This window comes from Pandoraea pneumonica (genome assembly GCF_902459645.1).
GTDB lineage: Bacteria > Pseudomonadota > Gammaproteobacteria > Burkholderiales > Burkholderiaceae > Pandoraea > Pandoraea pneumonica.
In genome coordinates, this window is sequence record NZ_CABPSK010000003.1 from 341,580 (window position 1) to 358,782 (window position 17,203).

Consider the following 17,203-nt stretch of genomic DNA (forward strand, 5'->3'; position numbering starts at 1 on the left):
CATCCTTCATGCTCCAAATGAAAACAGCGTCGACCCGCCATCAGGCCAACGCTGCATCAAGATAGTAAGGGCTTAGTAGCCGCCCTTCTTGCCGATACCGCTGAACGTGAACTCGACGGTCTTGGTAATCGGCTTGAACCACGGGCCCACGCCGGTTTCCTTATCGACGTGACGGCCAAAGCACCACGGGCCCATGCCGCCGTGCGCTGCGTGCGCACCCGAGGCGGCCATCGCGCCCATCTTGCAGCCGAATTGTTCCAGCGTGCCCGGGGCATTGACCACCATCGTCAGCGTGTACTTGCCCACGCCGTCGAGCTTGACGTTGTCGCCGTAGTGCGGGCCGTCGCTTGCGACCATCGGCATCATCAAGCCTTCGATCACCTTCGTGCTACCGGCCTTTTGCAACTTGTACGTGATTTCCAGCCCCGGAATCCAGTCGCCTTCGGCGTAACCGTTCGGGTTCTTGGCAACGGCGTGAATATCGGCTTCGAGGTGGATATCCGACTTCTTGGCATCGTTCATCATGCCGGCCGGTTCCATCGTGATCGGTTGCAGATAAACCGTGTTGATTTCCATGCCAGCCGTGACCAACGGCTTGCCAATCGGAAACTCGGCGGCTTGCGCCAGGGTTGCCGCACCGGCAAGCAGCACCGCTGCCACGAGGGATTTCACGCGCATACGAACTCCAGAAGGTGAGAAGTTAATGCAAATTATTCTCAATAAGTTTAGCACTATCGCCACTACCCGACAAACCCGAAGTCGACGCTATATGGGGAATTGGGGGGATTGAAAAGGCGATGGGGCCGCATTCTGCCCCATTTTTTGCACAAGACTTAGGGAACCCGCGGCTTCCGTTTACGGAAAATTACCAAACCGCCGACGAACACCGCGGTGAACTGCGCAACGGCCGCCGGCCGACACCTTAACGGCACATTCTTAGCGCCGAATTAGCGTGGCATCAGGGCAACACGCCGCCCCGGTCGATCTTGCGGGCCAGCACCACCGACGTGGTGGTGCGCGTCACGCCATCGATCTCGCCAATCGTGTCGAGCAACGCGTCGAGCTGGTCGGGCGACGCGGCATGCAGCCACGCCACATAGTCGAATTCCCCGCTGACGGTGCAAAGCAGATGGATTTCGGGCATTTTGTCGAGCCGACGCTGCACGTCGCGTCCCGAGCGGGGTTGCACGCTGATGCCCACGCACGCCTGCAAGCCGCCACCTGCGGCATCTTGCCCGAGGCGCACCGTGTAGCCCGCGATCACCCCCGCGCGCTCCAGCCGTCCGATGCGCGCAAGCACCGTCGTTCGGGCCACCCCGAGCCGACGTGCCAAATTGGCCGCGCTCTCGCGGGCATTGACGCGCAACAGCGCGAGCAGATTCCGATCGAGTTCGTCGAGCGGCGTGGCGGACAGGGTCATGACGGACTCGGCAAGGGCTAGAGCCTAGCGATCGGGCTCGTGAGCGGTAAAGCGCGATTATAAGAGGTCGTCACGCAAAGGTCTGCGCGCCAGGCTCACATCGACGAGCATCCCCCTGCCCGCCCAAGAGATACGATGACATGGGGCAAACGCGGCCGTCATCAACCGGTCGTTGAAGCGGCCTCACTGGCTGTCGACGCGCCCACCGCATCGCCTTCGACAGCACTTAACCCTAGTCCTATCAAGGCCATGGCCTCGGGTATCCCCGCAAGCCCCCGGTATTGACAACGCGGAAGTCCGATGCGCAAAATCACATCACTTATATGACGACGTACAAGAAAGACCCACCACGGCAGTTGCGGATGTCATAGCCGCAGATCGATTGCCTGGCGCGTCGGCCCCGAACGTCACCGGAGACAGGCGTCAGCCATGCATTTCTCGTTGAATTTCGCCCCGCTGGTTCCTTATTGGCCAGTTTTTCTGGAAGGCGCATGGCTCACGCTGAAGATGACGGCCTTGTCCGTGGTCATCGGCACGGCGCTCGGTACGTTGGTCGCGTTCGCCAAACGTAGCCGCCATCGTCTGCTGTCGCGCCTGTGCGGCATCTACATCGAGTCGGTGCGCAACACCCCCTTCCTCGTTCAAATCTTCCTGCTTTATTTCGGCCTTGCGAGTCTGGGCATTCATATGCCGACGTTCGCGGCGTCGGTCATCGCCATGGTGATCAACATCGGCGCTTATGCGGCCGAGATCATTCGTGCGGGTATCGAGTCGGTGCCGCGCGGGCAGATCGAAGCGGCCGAGTGTCTTGGCCTGTCGAAGTGGCGCATTGCGTGGCACGTGATGCTGCAACCGGCCATCGAGAAGGTGTACCCCGCGCTCACGACGCAGTTCATTTTGATGATGCAGGCCTCCGCCATGGCCTCGCAAATTTCTGCGGAAGAACTCACGGCCGTCGCCAACACCGTGCAATCGGACACCTTCCGCTCGCTCGAAACCTACATCGTCGTTGCCGGGTTGTATCTCGTGCTATCGCTGCTGGTGAAGCTCGTCGCGTGGGGCGTGGGCGAATATCTCTTCAAGCGCCGCCGCACCGTGCGCCGCGCTGCGGCCCAGACGGCACAGGCCGCACGCCGACGTGCCACGGCAGCGCGCAATGCCGGTGTGACAGGCGCAACCGGCAGCAGCGCCGCACAACGGAGCGCGTCATGATCGGCAGTTTCTCGTGGACTTATCTCGGCTATCTCGTGCAGTCGATCGGCTGGACGCTGGTGCTTTCGCTCATCGCGTTTGTGCTCGGTAGCGCCGGTGGCTTTCTCGTGATGCTCGCGCGCATCTCGCCGCGCCGCTGGCTGCGTTTGCCTGCACAGGTGTTTATCGAAGCGATTCAGGGCGTGCCGCTGCTGATTCTGCTGTTCATCGTGTACTTCGGCCTGTCGGTGTACGGCTTCGAATTGCCCGCCATCGTGGCCGCCGCCCTCGCGCTGATGGTCTACACCAGCGCGTATCTGGGCGACATCTGGCGCGGCTGCGTGGAAGCGATGCCGCGTGCGCAGTGGGAAGCCGCTGAGTGCTTGTCGTTCACGCGCTGGCAGACGTTGCGTCTGGTGATCATTCCACAAGCCATTCGTTTGTCGCTGCCGCCCACGATCGGCTTCTTGGTGCAGATCATCAAGATGACGTCGCTCGCATCGGTGATCGGCTTCGTCGAACTCACGCGCGCCGGTCAGATCATCAACAACTCGATTTTCCAACCCTTCCTCGTGTTCTCGCTCGTGGGGGTGTTTTATTTCGTGCTGTGCTACCCGCTTTCGCGCTGGAGCGCTGCACTGGAGGACAGACTGAATGTCGGCAATCGTTAAGGTCAACCAGATTCACAAACGCTTCGGCGACAACCCGGTGCTCAAGGGCGTGTCGTTCGAAGTGGAGCGCGGCAAGATGGTCGCGATCATCGGCGCGAGCGGTTCGGGCAAGAGCACGGCGCTGCGCTGCATCGACCGGCTGGAGACGATTGACGAAGGCTCCATCGAAGTGTGCGGTATTCGCGTGGAAGATCCGAAGATCGATCTGCACGAACTGCGCCGCGAAGTCGGCATCGTCTTCCAGAGCTACAACCTGTTTCCGCACCTAAGCGTGCGCGAGAACATCATGCTCGCGCTGCGCCACGTGAAGCGCATGCCGCGCAGCGAGGCCGAAGCGGTTGCCAAGCGCGTACTCGCGCAAGTGGGCCTTGCCGAAAAAGCTGACAGCTATCCCGAGCAACTCTCAGGCGGTCAGCAGCAGCGCGTGGCGATTGCGCGTTCGCTCGCCATGTCGCCGAAGGTGATGTTGTTCGACGAAGTGACTTCGGCGCTCGATCCGCAACTCACCGGCGAAGTGCTGCGCGTGATGGAAGACCTCGCTGCCGACGGCATGACAATGGTGCTCGTCACGCACGAGATGGCGTTTGCCAAGCGCGTGGCCGATCAGATTATTTACATGCATCAGGGCAAGGTGTGGGAAGTCGGTCCGGGCGAGATGCTCGACAACCCGCAAACGCCTGAACTGCGTGCGTTCCTCGCCAATGGTCTGTAAGACAGGCCGCCTGCGTACGCTAGCAAATCGCAGCAAAACACAACACTTCAAGGAGACCACCGCATGAAACTCAAGACGCTCTTCACCCAAGCCTGCGCGGCCGTTGTGCTCGGCGCGATGGCGCACGCTGCGCTCGCCGATCAACTCGACGACATCAAGAAGGCGGGCAAGATTCGCGTCGCGATTGCCATGGGCACGCCGCTGTTCTCGTTTGCCGATGCCAATCTGCAACCTGCGGGCTCGGATGTCGATACGGCGAAGTTGCTCGCGCAAGACCTCGGCGTGAAGCTCGACATCGTGTCGGTGACGAACGCTGCGCGCGTACCGACGCTGCAAGCGAACCGCGCCGACGTGGTGGTGGCCGACTTGTCGATCACGCCGGAGCGTGCGCAGGTCATCGACTTCTCGGTGCCGTATGCGGTGATCTCGATCATCGTCGGCGCGCCCAAGAGCATGAACATCAAGACCTATGACGATCTGAACGGCAAGCGCGTCGGCCTCACGCGCGCGACCGTCAACGACACGCTGACCACGCAGAACGCCAAGGGCGCGCAGATTGTTCGTTATGAAGATGACGCGACGCTCATCACGTCGATGGTGACGGGGCAAGTGGACATCTTCTCGAGCACGCCGTCGAACCTCGGCGAGATGGCCAAGCGTGCGCCGGAAAAGAATCTTGAATTGAAGTTCACGCAGAAAGACTTCGATCTGGGCATCGCGCTCAACAAAAACCAGCCGCGCCTGAAGGAGTGGATCAACGAGTGGGTGAAGACCAACCTCAAGAACGGCAAGCTCAACGCGATCTACAAGAAGTATCACGGCCGTGATCTGCCGGACAGTGTGACGAAGGCTTCGTAAGCGTCTGTTTCGCACGGGTGATGGCGATGAAGCACGCATGTGCCGAATCGCCCTCACCCGTTTTCTGTTTCACGACGCCAGCGGCACCGCCTTATTCCCGGCCAGCCGAATCGCCCGCCGTACCGCCAGCCCTCGGCCGAGAAATACGCCGGTGAAGGCGCCGTAGGCCAAGCTGATCCACGCGACGAAGCCGCCTTGCTCGCGCAGCGCTGGATGCATCGCTAATTGCACGGCGACAGCGAATTTCAACGCGAAGATCGCGAGCATCCAGACGAGTGGCATCCAACTCCCTGCGACGATGACTCTGCGCGTCGCTGGCACCCAGCGCACGTCGCCCCAGATACCAAGCGCGGCACGCAGCGCCACGACGATCACCACGGCACTCGTCCATGCGACGAGCGACGGTGCACTCGCCCCAAACGAATTCGCCACGCCGTATGCGGAAAACACCGTCATGGCCACCGGCATCGCCAGCGCCGCCCACAAGGGCTTTTGCTGTGTACGCGTGGCCGACAAGCCCAGCGCCACCAACCCCACGAATAGAAACCCGACCCACAGCGGGATATGAGACAGAAAGGTCATTGCAACGCTCCGAAGAATGGCCGCAGTCGTGCGGCGATGACCGAAGCATCGGAGATTGCATGAGATGACTCGACGAGGATGCGACGAACGGCAGGCGGCATGGCGCGAGTTGCCGATGCGATACGCGAGCCGAGCGCACTGTCACGCGCCGACGCTGCAACGCACCGCCGTGCCACCGTTCCATTGCACCACCGCATCACCGCATCGCCGCACCATCGCGCCACCGCGACACGATGTCGCAACGTGTCGCCGCGCGGGAGAAACACTGGCCCGAGAATTTAGAACGCGGTAACGTAGCGCCTTGCTCACAAAACGCTTCGCGCAGCATTTCCGCCGATGAACCGTTCGTCCTTAGCTTCCCCGCTCGCCACCGCGCTCCACCACGAGCCATCACGCCAGATCGCAGCTTCCGTCGCGCCCTTGAACGCTCGGCAAATCGCGTCGCTCGGCGCAATGCTCATGGCGCTTGCATTCGCGTCGCCAGTCTTCGCGGAGGGGAATATTGCAGAAGGGAAAACGCTCTTCACGGCGCGCTGTTCGTCCTGCCATTCGGTCGGGCCGATGGCGGGCTCCGGGTTCGGGCCGCAACTCAATGCGATCGCGGGCCGCCGGGCGGGCAGTCTGAAAGATTTCGACTATTCGACCGCGATGAAGCAGTCGGGCATCGTCTGGGACGACAAGTCGCTCGCCGCCTTCATCGAGAACCCGGGCAAGACCGTGCCCGGGACCAAGATGCGCTTCTGGGGCATCAGCAACCCGCGCAAGATTGCCGATTTGCTGGCGTATCTGGATTCGCTCAAGTAAGCCCAATCACCGCTCAGTCGTCGGCTCGCTGCTTCAGCGCGGCGAGCACGTCAGCCGTGGTCGTCGTCTCACCAAGCCTCGGGAAGATCTTCTCGACGCTGTGCGCATGCGACGCGGCATTCAGGTCAGTCATCGCATCGACCACGAGCGCCACGTTGTAGCCAAACTCGTGGGCATTGCGTGCGGTCGATTCCACACCAATGCTGGTGGAAATACCCGCCAGCACCACCTGCGTCACACCACGCCGACGCAAGAACTGATCAAGCGACGTGCCGTAAAACGCGCCCCATTGCAGCTTCGTGACTTTGTGATCGCTGGGCTGCACGTCGAGCTCAGGGATCAGATCAGCCCAATCGGGGGCAGGCGTGCCGTGCACAGGCGCGTCGGTTCGGCCCGCCGGGCGGCCAGCGACGTTGACCAGCACCACGGGCAAACCCCGCGCGCGAAACATTTGCGTCAATGCGGCGCAGTGCTTTTTGATGTCTTCGACCGGATGCGCGGTCGGCAAGCTCACAATGCCCTTCTGCATGTCGATGACGACAAGCGCAGGCAGACCGGGATGGGAATCGAGTTGGGAGAGTGGCATCGGAAGCCTCAGGAGTTGCCGAGTCGGCGAATCAGTTCTACCGCCGAGACGAGCGTCTTGCGCTCGGCGGGCGTGAAATTGGCGACGGCGCTCATCAGCCAGTCGTGCTTGGCTAAGCGCACTTTGCGCCGCGTCTCACGGCCATCGTCGGTGAGCGCAACCAGCATTTGCCGACCGTCGTCGGGATGAGCGTATCGCTCGATGAGCCCTTCCGCCTCCATCACCGCCAGCGTGACGCCCATCGATTGCGGCTTGACCGCTTCCGCGCGGGCGAGATCCGCCGTCGTCGTGGGGCCGCCCTCTTCAAGGCGCGCCATGATGGCCACTTGCGACCACGTCAACTCGCGGGTGTTGGAAACCGCCCGCAGGCGGCGCAGCAATTGGCCCATCACCGGCAACAGGTCGGCGATGGCGCTTTCAGATTCGTTGGGAACAGTCATGGGCGAAGCATAGAACTTGGAATATTAACTTGCAAGTTAACATTCCAATTTCATCGTGCCGTTGAAATGCTGCGTCGTATCGGGGACCGAAATCCGAACCCCTATTGTCTTTGCAATAATTCCTGCGTAGATTTGGAACGCCACAAGCAGTTGCCGACCACGGTCGGCGTCGCCCACAAGCGATATTCAACGCACTACGAAGCGGCCGTCCGAGACGGCCGTCTTTTCGCTAGGCAGCAGCGCTATCCACACCACAGGCAATTCGGCTTACTCAACCCTCGGGGGTTAGAAATGCGGAAGCTTCTCTCGTTTCTGTTGCTGCTTGTCTCTGTTCACGCCCTTCCTGCGGCGGCAGACGTATTTACATTTCCCACCAGTTTCAAGCATCAAACGATCGCTACCAACGGCGCGAAAATTTACGTGCGCGTCGGCGGTCACGGGCCAGCCGTCGTATTGCTGCATGGCTATGGCGAGACCGGTGACATGTGGGCACCCATCGCCGCAAAGCTCGCGGCCAACCATACGGTGGTCGTCCCCGACCTTCGCGGCATGGGGCTCTCCGACCATCCAGCCACTGGCTACGATAAGAAGAACGAAGCACGCGATATTGCCGGGGTTCTGGATGCGCTCCAGATTGGCAAGGTCGATGTGGTTGCCCATGACATCGGCAACATGGTCGCCTACGCTTTCGCAGCCGAGCAGCCTGAGCGCGTGACGAAACTCGTGCTCATGGATGCCCCGATTCCGGGTGTTGGCCCGTGGGAAGAGATTCTGAAGAGCCCGCTGCTCTGGCACTTCCGTTTCGGCGGGCCGGACATGGAGCGTCTGGTCAAGGGACGAGAGCGTATTTATCTCGATCGATTCTGGAATGAGTTTTCCGCAGATCCCAAGAATTTCAACGAGGCATCGCGTCGGCATTACGCAAAGCTCTATGCCCTGCCCGGTGCGATGCACTCCGGCTTCGAGCAGTTCCACGCTTTCGATCAGGACGCGATCGACAACAAGGCGTTTCTAGCCAAAGGGCCTTTGCCAATGCCGGTACTGGCGATCGGGGGAGAGAAATCCTTCGGAACGATGATGGCGACGGTCGCCAGTGCGGCGGCCAGCAACGTTCAAGGTGTCGTGATTCCAAACGCGGGCCACTGGCTGATGGAAGAACAGCCGCAGGCAACCATGAGCGCGATCACCGCATTCCTTCAGTGATGGTCATGCCCGCATGGATCGCCCCGTCGGCACGAAATCGATTCGCTCGATGTCGCGTCAGGGGCCTGACTTGATTAGCGTCTGCGGTGAGCGCTGGCTCGGGAAGTACAACCGAGCCAAATGTGCAGATGGTACCGGGGACCGGACTTGAACCGGCAAGCCCGAAGGCGGCGGATTTTAAGTCCGCTATGTTTACCAATTTCATCACCCCGGCAGGGTCGCGCATTCTAACATCCCCACCGCGTTACGTCAGTTGAGTATCATGGCGGCATGCGCGCGGTGCGCGCTCCACCGGAGATCGATCCCATGCTGGAGAATCTCGACCGCATCGCCATGTCGCTCGACGCCATCGAAACCGCCGCGCGCGACGTCGCCCTGCACTCCCCCCAGAACGCGCAGGCGCTCTACACCGCGCTCATGGAAATTCGTAACGCCATCGCACTCGTCGCCCAAGAAGTCGTGCGGCTGGAACACGAAATCCATGGCCCCACCGGCAACGGGCCGACATAAGCGCGCGAGCATCTCACGAATGACCTCCCGCTAGCACAGCGGCGCCCCCGCTTTGGGTGCGCTCCCACACTTTCTGTCTCTTCGTCGTCATGGCCGTCGATTCCGATAGCACCCCGCCGCGCCCGTCCTGCTGGCAACTCGCCCTCGCTTTCGGCACCGTCGGGGCCACCGGCTTCGGCGGCGTGCTGCCGTGGGCACGCCGCATGGTCGTCGATCAAAAGCAATGGCTAACCGACCGCGAATTCGCCGAACTGCTGCCGCTCGCACAACTGCTGCCCGGCCCTAACGTCGCCAACATCGCCACCGTGCTCGGCCGCCGGTTTCGAGGCCCACGCGGGGCGGCCGCAGCAGTCGCCGGACTCTACTTCTGCCCAACCATCGTCATCATCCTCATCGGCTTCGCGTATGCGCAGTGGGGACAAACGCAGGTGGTGCAGCACCTGCTCTCGGGCCTGATGCCCGCCGCCACCGGACTCGTCATCGCCACCGCCCTGCGCCTGCTCGCCGGTTTGGAGCGGCACTGGAGCACGCTGACGTTTGCCGCCGCCACGTTCATCGGCAGCTTCGTCTTCGGCCTGCCCTTGCTGCTCGTGCTCGGCGTACTCGGGCCGTGCGCCATTCTCATGGCGTATCACCTGCGACGACAGCGCGACCGACAAACACCGCCCGATGCCGTCTGATATGCACACGCTCATCGATCTCTTTCTCCACGGCTCGCTCTGGTCGCTGCTGGCCGTGGGCGGCACCAACGTCACGCTCGCAGATATTCATCGCTACGCGGTGGAAACGCGCCACTGGATCACCGACGCGCAATTCGTCACCTTCTTCTCGCTGGCGCAAGCGGCGCCCGGCCCGAACGGTATGGCCGTCACGCTCATCGGCTTGCAAGCCGCAGGGCTGCCCGGCGCGCTCACGGCCACGCTCGCCAAATGTGCACCGAGTTCGTTACTCGCCTATTTGGTTGGCGGCTGGGTCGACCGGCACGAACGCTCACCGTGGGTGCGGGCGGTGCGCGCCGGGCTCGCGCCGATTACCGTCGGGTTGCTGGCCGCCAGCAGCGCTATTTTGGCCCGCGAAATCGACATCAATCTGGCGCGCGCACTCGTCACCCTCGTGGCCATCTTCATCACGCTGCGCACGCGCTGGAATCCGCTCTGGCTCATCGCGGGCGGCAGTCTGCTTGGGTTGACCGGATGGTTGATGTAGTACCTCCCGGCCGGGGTTCAAACCGGCCACTCCCGGTGTCATACGAAGCGCTGGCAACAGGTCTACAATAGAGCGCACGTTTCACAACACGGTGTGTCCCCATGACCGTCCCCTGTTGTACGTCGCAAGCCGAGGCGCCCTCCGGCACCTCCCCCGAAGCGAGCGTCCTGCGCACTATGCGTGACGGGCCGTCCGCCAATGGCACCATCGCCGATCGGTTCGATTCGGTGCGCGCCGCATCGGTCGCGTTCGCGTCCGGGCTATCGGACGCCGACGCCACCGTGCAGTCGATGCCCGACGCCAGCCCCATCAAGTGGCATCTCGCACACACTACGTGGTTCTTCGAGACGTTTTTGCTCGGTGAATACGGCGCACTGGCTGGCAGACGCTATCGCCCCTACGATCCGCACTTCGCGTTTCTCTTCAACTCATATTACGAAGCCGCCGGTCCGCGTCATCCGCGCCCGCAACGCGGCTTGCTCACGCGCCCAACGCTCGACGAAATTCTGCGCTATCGCGCCCATGTCGACGCGGCGATGCACGAGTTTCTACTGCACGCCGATCTGCCTCGCGATGTCTTCGATCTGATCACGCTCGGGCTTCATCACGAAGAGCAGCATCAGGAACTGATGCACACCGATTTGCTGCATCTGTTCGCGCAGAATCCGTTGCGGCCCGCGCATCGTGAAATCGTTCGCGAAGCGGATCGGGCACCGCATCCGAATATCCCCTTGCAATGGATCGAGCTCGACGGCGGACAGCATCGCATCGGCCACGCGGGCGAGCCCTTCTCGTTCGATTGCGAGACACCCGCGCACGATGTGCTGCTACGCCCCTTTGCCATCGCGTCGCGCGTGGTGACCAATGGCGAGTGGCGCGACTTCATCGAAGACGGCGGCTATCGCATGGCGGGGCTCTGGCTCTCCGACGGCTGGGCGACTGTGCAACGCGACGGCTGGGGGCATCCGCTTTACTGGGAATTACGCAACGGCGAATGGCATGCGATGACGCTCAACGGCATGCAACCCGTCGACGACAACGCACCGGTGCGGCATGTGAGTTATTTCGAAGCCGATGCGTTTGCGCGCTGGGCTGACAAGCGATTGCCGACAGAACATGAGTGGGAGGTCGCGGCACAGACACAGGCGGCGCGACAGAACTCTCCGACGCAGCAGCACGATCAGCTTCACCAGCTCTACGGCCCGGTCTGGCAATGGACCGCGAGCCCGTACGTCGCTTATCCCGGATTCCGGACGGCAGCGGGGGCCGTCGGCGAATACAACGGCAAGTTCATGTGCGGACAATTCGTGCTGCGTGGCGGCTCGCTGGCAACACCGGCGGGACATTCGCGCGCGACGTACCGCAACTTCTTCTACCCGCATCAGCGCTGGCAATTCTGCGGCCTGAGGCTCGCGGAGGACCGCTGATGTCGCATGCCACCCAAGCCACGGCATTCGTTTGCCCGTCACTGCCCGAAAACGCGTTTGCCACCGACGTGCTCGCCGGTCTCGGCCACACGCCCAAGTCGCTACCGAGCGTCTGGCTCTATGACCGGCGCGGCAGCGAACTCTTCGAGGAAATCACCGGCCTCGACGAGTATTACCAGACACGCACCGAAACTGCCTTGCTCGGCGAATGCGCCGCCGCGATTGCCGATGTCATCGGCCCGGACGCCGTAGTCGTCGAATTCGGCAGTGGCTCCAGCCGCAAGACCCCATTGCTGCTCGACGCCCTCGTGACGCCGCGCGCCTATGTACCGGTCGATATCGCCGACGATTTTCTCGACGACGCCGTGGCGGCACTCGCGCGCCGTTGCCCGGGCATTCCGATGCTGCCGGTGCGAGCCGACTTCACGCGGCCGTTTCACCTTCCGCCGCAATTGCAGAACACGCAGGGGCCGCGTCTGGGCTTCTTTCCCGGCTCGACCATCGGCAATTTCGCGCCCGGCCAGGCGGCCGCCTTTCTGGCGCACGTGGGCAAGATGCTCGGTGCGCGTCGGCGCATGGTCGTCGGCGTCGATGCCTGCAAAGACCCTGCCGTACTGCTGCCCGCCTACGACGATGCTCGTGGCGTAACGGCGCAGTTCGATCTAAATGTGTTGGTGCGCATCAATCGCGAACTCGACGGCAACTTGCCGCTCGACGCCTTCCGCCATGAAGCGCGATTCAACGCGGGCGCGAGCCGCATCGAGATGCATTTGGTGGCGCAGCGGCCTTGCCACGCGGATGTGCTCGGTCAGCGCTTCACATTTGCCGCGGGCGAATCGATTCACACCGAGAACTCTTATAAATACGGTCCCTCGGAATTTCGCGCGCTCGCCAACTCGGCTGGCTGGGACGTGGAACGTGTATGGCACGACGCCCGTTCGCGCTTCGCGGTGTATCTCCTCGGGCCAGCGGCTAACGCCTGACGGCCAGGCACGGTTCGCGCGAGTGACAGGTTGGTCTGACCGGTCATTCGCGCGACGCCTTCCACACTTCAAAGCCAAAAACGCAGCAGCCCTAAAGTTTTTCTGCGCTTTTGCCGTTAAGCCGAGGGGATCCACGCTGCTTGCTCTGCAAAGTGTGAATTCGACAGCGTTTTAATGAATCGCGGTGACTTGCTGGCAACGAATACGCTAGAATCGCCGCCATATGGGGTCACGCGCGCCGCGAGACAGCGGCGGGAATCGATGGCCATCTTCATAGCGCACGGCCATGACCGGCGCGCACCGTTTAGACGTATCGCTGCAATGACTTCACGCGCAATGGGGATGCACGTGGCACGGGCTCCGGCGACGCCGCCTGCGGCCTGTTGCACTCAGGCAGACGCTCGCCGAGCCATGACGGGCTCGCGTGACGACTGGCATCGCGCCGTCGCAGTGGCCGGGAGCCTGTCACGATGAGCCGTATCTCACTCACCCTGTCCGACACCGCACTTGCGGACCTGCAAAAAGACTTCGACGCGTTCGTGCGTATCTCCGCCGCCGTCGATCGTCACTTCACGCCCCCGCCTTTCGACGACTTTCTGCGCGCACGCCTGCTCGACAGCACCGTCCCGCTCACCGAAGCCGCCGTCGCGCAATTGCTCGCGGGCGGTCACTACGCGTGGGCCAAGCGCACGTTCGACAAGCAGTTTCCCGACGTCGTCTCGATCATCCTGAATCAGGCGCGCCAGCACGGCTTTTACTTCGTGTCGCGCCCGGAATGGACGCGCGAAGATATGTCGCGTCAAGCCAGCCGCTGGGCCGAAGGCATCGTGCGCGAAGCGAAGGGCGAAGAGCGCATCGTGGAGTCGCTCGCGGGGCAGATCGTGACCTCGGCACAAGACCTCCGCACGCTGGAAGCGACGTTGCAGACGCCCGCGTGGCGCGCAGCATCGGTACTGCGCGAGCGGGTATTCGACGCCAAACGCGCCGTGGAAACCGCCCGCACCTTGCAGGCGAGAGAAAAGCTGGGGGAGTTGCGCGCACTGCTCGACCTCGCCGTGATCTACGGGTCGGTCGGGCATCAGGAAGCGGATCAGATTCTCGAATACCTGCGTGTGCTGCGTCCGGAGATTTTCAACGACGACCCCACCGTGTTCGAGCGGCTCGCCGCATGGTTGCGTCGCTTGCTCACGCCTTCCGCACCGCGTCCGGCCATCAACGACGCACCGCCTGCCGCCGCGTCAGGCTTGTCACACGATCAGACATCGAAGAACGCCGACAGCTTGCAGTCGCCGCTGACGCGTTGATGTGCTGATGTGCTGACGCGCTGATGTGCCGACACAGTAACGTGTCGCTTCGCACGCGCATCGACGCGCGCTGATACGCGGCGTCTCCCTCGCATCAACGGTTGAAAATCAGCGCCACCCCAGCGCTCGCAATCAACGCGCCTACCCACGCACCGGCTGCCGGACGCTGACGCGTACGAATCCACAGCAGCGGCAGCACCATCACCGGCGTGGTAGCCGAGAGCGTGGCGATCACCCCCGTATTGCCATGCCCCATGCCGTAGAGCAGCAACGTCATGCCCACGGCCACGCCCACAAAGCCAGACAACGCCGTCAGCGCCAGCGTGCCCGGCGTGAACGCGGCGAAGATGCTCCGCCCGCGCCGCGCGGCAAGTATGGTCAGCCCGAGCGCCGACACCCCCACGCGCACCGCCGATGCCCCCACCGGATCGACACCGGCCGCCATCACCGGCTTGGCGATGAGCGTACCGATCGAGTGACACAGCGCCGCCGTCAGGCCAATCGCCACGCCCACGCGCACGTCGCCGCGCACCGATTCCCAGTGATGGGCATCTTCCCGGCGGCCACCGAAAGCGATAGCTAACGCCACCCCCGCCGTCACCAGCGCAACGCCGACGATGGCACGCCAGCCGAGCGCCTCGCCCAGCCAGAAGTAGCCAAGCATGGCCGTCATCGGCGCATTGGTTGCAAAGATGATGGAGTTACGGCGCGGCCCGAGACGGCCGAGCGAGGTGTAGAGAATGGTGTCGCCCACCAGAATGCCGATCAGCCCCGAGGCGCATAGCCGCAGCCATTGTTCGGGCGTGAGCGACGGCCAGCCACGCAACACCGCCAGCGCGAAGAGCAGCATCGCGAAGACGAGCAGCATGCGGGCGTAGTTGAACGGGAAGGAACCGGCCTGACGAACAGGCGTGATGGCGATCATGCCGCTGCAAGCCCAGCAAAGGGCGGCACCGAGGGCGGCGAGGTAGGCGAGTTGGGTTGTCATGGTCAGGGGGCGGACGGCGCGAAGTCGCAACCGCCCCCCGCCGTTGGGACGCCATTATACGAGCCGCGCGCCCCATCCGGGTGCATCTTCTCGTTGTCTTATTGCCCCTTCCGTCTCGCTCCTTCCCCCCCACGCGTTCTCGGCCCTTCCCCCTTCCCCGCGTCGCTCGATCGGACTTTGCAGGCTTACATATCCTCGTCGAGCCGATACAACGCATCGAACATCGCGCGATAGGCCGCCGCGACACCCGAGGCACCGCGCAGCATGCGCAAGCGCGCGGCGGCATCCGGCGGCCCAGCCTCCTGCACCCAGAGCGACAACAGCGGCGTGCCGCCACACACACTGGCGTCGTGACGCGCATGCGCACACACCGCCGCAAACCCCTCCGCGGCCGACGGGTAGCGTTGCGAGAGCGCCTCGAACTGCGCTTCGATCTCGCTCACCGCCCGCGCCGCAGCCGGGGCCTGACAGAGTGCACAACAGCCGACGTAGCTCGGCATGTCCCCCGCCGCTTCGATAATGAAGTCGACCAACGCGTGTGTCGCGTCGAACGCGCCGCTATCGAGGAACGTGCGGGCAGCCGCGCCGCAGCGCAGCAATCCGGCAGCCAGCATCGTCGCCTGCCCGCGCTGCTCGCGGTATTGGCGCAACAGCATCGGCCGCAAGACCGGGTCGGTACAACGTTCGACGGCGATCCTGTTATGCACGTCGGCACCCGCCGCACGGTGGTAAAGCTGCGCGAGAAACGCGAGCACTTGAATGTCGCTCGACTCTCTGGCGAGAAAGCGCGCCCAGAATGGCGTCGAGAAAATGCCGCGCATCCACGTGTCGCAAATGCTCCCGAATGCGGGCACGATATCGGGCTGCGTCGCGGGCAACACACTGACGAGCCCCTCGTCGACAAGCCTCGCGAGCCAGCCGCTGGGCGCCGGTGCCGACGCCAGCAACACACCGTGCCTCACGCGCTCCAGCCATGTCGGCACCTCAGGTGTCACACCGTGCAATGTGCACGACACCTCGTGCGACGCCACCGTGACGACATCCCCCGCACAAGACCACTCCGCGTGCGGCGAGACGATGACCCACACGGCCCCGCCGGGCCTGTCGGTCTCTGCATGGGGATGGGGATGGGTATTGGTATTGGCATCGGCAAGTTGGCGAGACTCGTCGAGCGGGCGCGGCACCGAATTGGGCATGACTGGCACCGCACTCATCGGACGATCGCGCCAAGCAACAGCACCTCGGCACCGGTCACGACACGCACCACGTCGATGCGCAGACCGGCGAAGCCGCTGTCGGGCGACGTCATCGGGGTCTGACGCGTGCCGCCCGACACACTGCGTTGTGCGTTGCGAGATTTGGGAGGGATGGCAGAAGTGAAAGCCTGCGATGCCGAGGGTGGTGCTGGCGTCACGGGCACGAAGGGAAAGGGTAGCGGCGAGGCGTTGGTCGGCATGTCGGCTCCTGTCGAATCCTGCGAGCAAACGCTAACCTTAGGAAAACGCGAGGGTTTCGTGATTGGGGCAATGCTCTAGGAAAATTCCCAACGAGTGCCACGCCGCTGCCATGCGCCATACCCGGCTTTTGCGCGCACACCACCGCCCTGAATGGCTGCCGCGCGGGCACCCGTCGTCGCGCGTTGCGCCCGTCAGGTCACTGAAGGCGTTACGCGCAAGCGTCACGAATATCCGTCGGCTGAGTGGCACTTTCGGAAACCGCCCAAGAACCTGTTGGGAGAATCCGAAGCCACCTCGCACTTCTGCGCCCTGTCGCGATGGCGGCAACTGCACAGGTACAATCGTCTGGCTACGATATGTCGCCACACGAGGAGTTACGCTCATGCATCTCTACCAGCGTCTGCCGATCTTTGTCTTCGAGATCGAAGCCTGCGAAGACCTGAAGTTCATCACGATGGCGATTCGCTTCAATCTGGATCGCAACGGACAACACTTGTCGCTGGCCGATTGGCAGCGCCTGCCGTATGAGGCGCGCGAGACGCTGGCGTCCTGCGCGCCGGGCGATGAGGATTTTGCGGCGCGTCTGGATGAGATTGCCGAACAGCATCTGGGCCAGCCGGTCGAGCGCAGCATCGACGCTGCGCCGACGGCGTGGCAAGACGGTAACGCCCTGCCGCCGGGCTTACTCAAGCAATGTGAACTGGCCGACCTGCTGCCGCCCGACGTGGGCGACTGGGGCACGCTCACGCCGTTTCGCCGCTACGTGCTGACCAAACTCTCGCGGCGCGACACGCTCAACCACTGCTTCGTGCCCGCCATGCTGGAGTTCGGTCTGGCGCAAACGCAAGCAGAGCTCTGAGG

General features: G+C 63.0%; 21 protein-coding genes and 1 tRNA gene. 13 read left to right on the top strand and 9 right to left on the bottom strand.

Features of this window, described 5'->3' with window-relative positions:
• Positions 1 to 72 precede the first annotated feature (72 nt).
• Together PPN31114_RS16980 and PPN31114_RS16985 are read right to left on the bottom strand one after the other, a co-directional pair.
• Positions 73 to 678, bottom strand: coding sequence for an iron transporter (locus tag PPN31114_RS16980; protein WP_150680690.1), 606 nt, complete (start codon positions 676 to 678; stop codon positions 73 to 75).
• 280 nt (positions 679 to 958) lie between these two features.
• Entirely contained in the window at positions 959 to 1,420 is a 462-nt protein-coding gene (locus tag PPN31114_RS16985) for an Lrp/AsnC family transcriptional regulator (protein ID WP_150680691.1), read from the bottom strand.
• 429 nt (positions 1,421 to 1,849) lie between these two features.
• On the opposite strand from PPN31114_RS16985, the gene PPN31114_RS16990 reads away from it, so the two are divergent.
• From PPN31114_RS16990 to PPN31114_RS17005, 4 genes are all read left to right on the top strand, one after another.
• The gene (locus PPN31114_RS16990; RefSeq protein WP_150680692.1) at positions 1,850 to 2,632 is read left to right on the top strand and encodes an amino acid ABC transporter permease; all 783 of its coding nucleotides are present in this window, start codon (positions 1,850 to 1,852) and stop codon (positions 2,630 to 2,632) included.
• Positions 2,629 to 3,282, top strand: coding sequence for an amino acid ABC transporter permease (locus PPN31114_RS16995; RefSeq protein WP_150680693.1), 654 nt, complete (start codon positions 2,629 to 2,631; stop codon positions 3,280 to 3,282). The genes PPN31114_RS16990 and PPN31114_RS16995 overlap by 4 nt, the downstream gene beginning before the upstream one ends.
• The gene (locus PPN31114_RS17000) at positions 3,266 to 3,994 is read left to right on the top strand and encodes an amino acid ABC transporter ATP-binding protein (protein ID WP_150680694.1); all 729 of its coding nucleotides are present in this window, start codon (positions 3,266 to 3,268) and stop codon (positions 3,992 to 3,994) included. The genes PPN31114_RS16995 and PPN31114_RS17000 overlap by 17 nt, the downstream gene beginning before the upstream one ends.
• Positions 3,995 to 4,057: 63 nt before the next feature.
• Complete coding sequence (locus PPN31114_RS17005) at positions 4,058 to 4,852, top strand: transporter substrate-binding domain-containing protein (protein ID WP_150680695.1); 795 nt, start codon at positions 4,058 to 4,060, stop codon at positions 4,850 to 4,852.
• 69 nt (positions 4,853 to 4,921) lie between these two features.
• Here PPN31114_RS17005 and PPN31114_RS17010 read toward each other — a convergent pair whose 3' ends face one another.
• Positions 4,922 to 5,434, bottom strand: a complete 513-nt coding sequence (locus tag PPN31114_RS17010; RefSeq protein WP_150680696.1) for a DUF6622 family protein — start codon at positions 5,432 to 5,434, stop codon at positions 4,922 to 4,924.
• Positions 5,435 to 5,893: 459 nt separating this feature from the next.
• On the opposite strand from PPN31114_RS17010, the gene PPN31114_RS17015 reads away from it, so the two are divergent.
• The gene (locus tag PPN31114_RS17015; protein WP_306439733.1) at positions 5,894 to 6,238 is read left to right on the top strand and encodes a c-type cytochrome; all 345 of its coding nucleotides are present in this window, start codon (positions 5,894 to 5,896) and stop codon (positions 6,236 to 6,238) included.
• Between the two features lie 13 nt (positions 6,239 to 6,251).
• On the opposite strand, the gene PPN31114_RS17020 is transcribed toward PPN31114_RS17015, so the two are convergent.
• Positions 6,252 to 6,824: an isochorismatase family protein gene (locus PPN31114_RS17020; RefSeq protein WP_150680697.1), complete on the bottom strand. Its 573-nt coding sequence runs from the start codon at positions 6,822 to 6,824 to the stop codon at positions 6,252 to 6,254.
• An 8-nt stretch (positions 6,825 to 6,832) separates the two neighbouring features.
• On the bottom strand, positions 6,833 to 7,264 hold the full coding sequence (locus PPN31114_RS17025; RefSeq protein WP_150680698.1) for a MarR family winged helix-turn-helix transcriptional regulator: 432 nt from the start codon (positions 7,262 to 7,264) through the stop codon (positions 6,833 to 6,835).
• 291 nt (positions 7,265 to 7,555) lie between these two features.
• Here PPN31114_RS17025 and PPN31114_RS17030 point away from each other — a divergent pair, with 291 nt between their 5' ends.
• Positions 7,556 to 8,467, top strand: a complete 912-nt coding sequence (locus PPN31114_RS17030) for an alpha/beta fold hydrolase (protein WP_150681114.1) — start codon at positions 7,556 to 7,558, stop codon at positions 8,465 to 8,467.
• Between the two features lie 129 nt (positions 8,468 to 8,596).
• Here PPN31114_RS17030 and PPN31114_RS17035 read toward each other — a convergent pair.
• Positions 8,597 to 8,681, bottom strand: a tRNA-Leu gene (locus PPN31114_RS17035).
• A gap of 92 nt (positions 8,682 to 8,773) precedes the next feature.
• Here PPN31114_RS17035 and PPN31114_RS17040 point away from each other — a divergent pair.
• The 6 genes from PPN31114_RS17040 to PPN31114_RS17065 all read left to right on the top strand — a co-directional run bounded on the left by PPN31114_RS17040 (position 8,774) and on the right by PPN31114_RS17065 (position 13,897).
• Complete coding sequence (locus PPN31114_RS17040; RefSeq protein ID WP_150680699.1) at positions 8,774 to 8,977, top strand: hypothetical protein; 204 nt, start codon at positions 8,774 to 8,776, stop codon at positions 8,975 to 8,977.
• 89 nt (positions 8,978 to 9,066) lie between these two features.
• The gene (locus PPN31114_RS17045) at positions 9,067 to 9,657 is read left to right on the top strand and encodes a chromate transporter (protein ID WP_150680700.1); all 591 of its coding nucleotides are present in this window, start codon (positions 9,067 to 9,069) and stop codon (positions 9,655 to 9,657) included.
• Positions 9,647 to 10,183, top strand: a complete 537-nt coding sequence (locus PPN31114_RS17050) for a chromate transporter (protein ID WP_246182608.1) — start codon at positions 9,647 to 9,649, stop codon at positions 10,181 to 10,183. The genes PPN31114_RS17045 and PPN31114_RS17050 overlap by 11 nt, the downstream gene beginning before the upstream one ends.
• 176 nt (positions 10,184 to 10,359) lie before the next feature.
• Positions 10,360 to 11,610: an ergothioneine biosynthesis protein EgtB gene (gene egtB, locus PPN31114_RS17055; RefSeq protein ID WP_246182643.1), complete on the top strand. Its 1,251-nt coding sequence runs from the start codon at positions 10,360 to 10,362 to the stop codon at positions 11,608 to 11,610.
• The gene (gene egtD / locus PPN31114_RS17060; RefSeq protein WP_150680702.1) at positions 11,610 to 12,593 is read left to right on the top strand and encodes an L-histidine N(alpha)-methyltransferase; all 984 of its coding nucleotides are present in this window, start codon (positions 11,610 to 11,612) and stop codon (positions 12,591 to 12,593) included. Before egtB ends, egtD begins: the two co-directional genes overlap by 1 nt.
• Before the next feature lie 470 nt (positions 12,594 to 13,063).
• Positions 13,064 to 13,897, top strand: coding sequence for a DUF4088 family protein (locus tag PPN31114_RS17065; protein WP_150680703.1), 834 nt, complete (start codon positions 13,064 to 13,066; stop codon positions 13,895 to 13,897).
• A 94-nt stretch (positions 13,898 to 13,991) separates the two neighbouring features.
• On the opposite strand, the gene PPN31114_RS17070 is transcribed toward PPN31114_RS17065, so the two are convergent.
• From PPN31114_RS17070 to PPN31114_RS17080, 3 genes are all read right to left on the bottom strand, one after another.
• Complete coding sequence (locus tag PPN31114_RS17070) at positions 13,992 to 14,885, bottom strand: DMT family transporter (protein ID WP_150680704.1); 894 nt, start codon at positions 14,883 to 14,885, stop codon at positions 13,992 to 13,994.
• 185 nt (positions 14,886 to 15,070) lie between these two features.
• Positions 15,071 to 16,081, bottom strand: a complete 1,011-nt coding sequence (locus PPN31114_RS17075; RefSeq protein ID WP_150680705.1) for a hypothetical protein — start codon at positions 16,079 to 16,081, stop codon at positions 15,071 to 15,073.
• 14 nt (positions 16,082 to 16,095) lie between these two features.
• Positions 16,096 to 16,341, bottom strand: coding sequence for a hypothetical protein (locus PPN31114_RS17080; protein WP_150680706.1), 246 nt, complete (start codon positions 16,339 to 16,341; stop codon positions 16,096 to 16,098).
• A gap of 383 nt (positions 16,342 to 16,724) precedes the next feature.
• Between PPN31114_RS17080 and PPN31114_RS17085 the strand changes: the two genes are divergently transcribed.
• A complete protein-coding gene (locus PPN31114_RS17085) occupies positions 16,725 to 17,201 on the top strand; it encodes a nitrate reductase associated protein (RefSeq protein WP_150680707.1) in 477 nt (158 codons plus the stop codon).
• Positions 17,202 to 17,203: the final 2 nt, after the last annotated feature.

Bases quoted from the DNA above. Each gene is read 5' to 3' on its own strand.
- PPN31114_RS17070 (WP_150680704.1), bottom strand. From the start codon at position 14,885: ATGACAACCCAACTCGCCTACCTCGCCGCCCTCGGTGCCGCCCTTTGC.
- PPN31114_RS17025 (WP_150680698.1), bottom strand. From the start codon at position 7,264: ATGACTGTTCCCAACGAATCTGAAAGCGCCATCGCCGACCTGTTGCCG.
- PPN31114_RS17065 (WP_150680703.1), top strand. From the start codon at position 13,064: ATGAGCCGTATCTCACTCACCCTGTCCGACACCGCACTTGCGGACCTG.
- PPN31114_RS17030 (WP_150681114.1), top strand. From the start codon at position 7,556: ATGCGGAAGCTTCTCTCGTTTCTGTTGCTGCTTGTCTCTGTTCACGCC.
- PPN31114_RS17040 (WP_150680699.1), top strand. From the start codon at position 8,774: ATGCTGGAGAATCTCGACCGCATCGCCATGTCGCTCGACGCCATCGAA.
- egtB (WP_246182643.1), top strand. From the start codon at position 10,360: ATGCGTGACGGGCCGTCCGCCAATGGCACCATCGCCGATCGGTTCGAT.
- PPN31114_RS17045 (WP_150680700.1), top strand. From the start codon at position 9,067: ATGGCCGTCGATTCCGATAGCACCCCGCCGCGCCCGTCCTGCTGGCAA.
- PPN31114_RS16995 (WP_150680693.1), top strand. From the start codon at position 2,629: ATGATCGGCAGTTTCTCGTGGACTTATCTCGGCTATCTCGTGCAGTCG.
- PPN31114_RS17010 (WP_150680696.1), bottom strand. From the start codon at position 5,434: ATGACCTTTCTGTCTCATATCCCGCTGTGGGTCGGGTTTCTATTCGTG.
- PPN31114_RS17080 (WP_150680706.1), bottom strand. From the start codon at position 16,341: ATGCCGACCAACGCCTCGCCGCTACCCTTTCCCTTCGTGCCCGTGACG.
- PPN31114_RS17075 (WP_150680705.1), bottom strand. From the start codon at position 16,081: ATGCCCAATTCGGTGCCGCGCCCGCTCGACGAGTCTCGCCAACTTGCC.
- PPN31114_RS16990 (WP_150680692.1), top strand. From the start codon at position 1,850: ATGCATTTCTCGTTGAATTTCGCCCCGCTGGTTCCTTATTGGCCAGTT.
- PPN31114_RS17015 (WP_306439733.1), top strand. From the start codon at position 5,894: ATGGCGCTTGCATTCGCGTCGCCAGTCTTCGCGGAGGGGAATATTGCA.
- PPN31114_RS17050 (WP_246182608.1), top strand. From the start codon at position 9,647: ATGCCGTCTGATATGCACACGCTCATCGATCTCTTTCTCCACGGCTCG.
- PPN31114_RS17020 (WP_150680697.1), bottom strand. From the start codon at position 6,824: ATGCCACTCTCCCAACTCGATTCCCATCCCGGTCTGCCTGCGCTTGTC.
- PPN31114_RS17000 (WP_150680694.1), top strand. From the start codon at position 3,266: ATGTCGGCAATCGTTAAGGTCAACCAGATTCACAAACGCTTCGGCGAC.
- PPN31114_RS17085 (WP_150680707.1), top strand. From the start codon at position 16,725: ATGCATCTCTACCAGCGTCTGCCGATCTTTGTCTTCGAGATCGAAGCC.
- egtD (WP_150680702.1), top strand. From the start codon at position 11,610: ATGTCGCATGCCACCCAAGCCACGGCATTCGTTTGCCCGTCACTGCCC.
- PPN31114_RS17005 (WP_150680695.1), top strand. From the start codon at position 4,058: ATGAAACTCAAGACGCTCTTCACCCAAGCCTGCGCGGCCGTTGTGCTC.
- PPN31114_RS16985 (WP_150680691.1), bottom strand. From the start codon at position 1,420: ATGACCCTGTCCGCCACGCCGCTCGACGAACTCGATCGGAATCTGCTC.
- PPN31114_RS16980 (WP_150680690.1), bottom strand. From the start codon at position 678: ATGCGCGTGAAATCCCTCGTGGCAGCGGTGCTGCTTGCCGGTGCGGCA.